Source organism: Vibrio sp. 10N.222.48.A3 (assembly GCF_041475345.1).
Lineage (GTDB): Bacteria > Pseudomonadota > Gammaproteobacteria > Enterobacterales > Vibrionaceae > Vibrio > Vibrio tasmaniensis_A.
Genome location: NZ_JBFRVX010001051.1, coordinates 1 through 435, shown reverse-complemented (window position 1 = coordinate 435; position 435 = coordinate 1). Strand labels below are relative to the sequence as shown.

General features: G+C 41.1%; 1 protein-coding gene. It reads right to left on the bottom strand.

Annotated features, from left to right (window positions below):
- Positions 1 to 129: 129 nt before the first annotated feature.
- A partial coding sequence (gene rplT, locus AB4653_RS23500) for a 50S ribosomal protein L20 (protein ID WP_372105452.1) occupies positions 130 to 435 on the bottom strand: 306 nt, incomplete at its 5' end.

Below are 435 nucleotides of genomic sequence, written 5' to 3'. Positions count from 1 at the left end.
TTATATACCAGAATGCTTGTTCAAGTGAATAAAAATTAGATGCGAGAGAATGCGGCAAAGCCAAATAGCAGGCAATAAAAAAGGAGAACCGAAGTTCTCCTTTTATTAAACCTTTAAGCTAACTCTAAATTATAGAGATGCTTTCGCTTTTTCAACTAGAACAGCAAATGCTGCTTTGTCGAATACTGCGATGTCAGCAAGAATCTTACGGTCGATCTCGATAGATGCTTTCTTAAGGCCATTGATGAAACGGCTGTAAGATAGACCATTTTGACGAGATGCCGCGTTGATACGTGCAATCCAAAGTTGACGGAATTGACGTTTCTTGTTGCGACGGTCACGGTAAGCGTATTGACCAGCTTTGGTAACTGCTTGGAAAGCTACGCGGTAAACACGTGAACGTGCTCCGTAGTAACCTTTAGCTTGTTTTAGAAC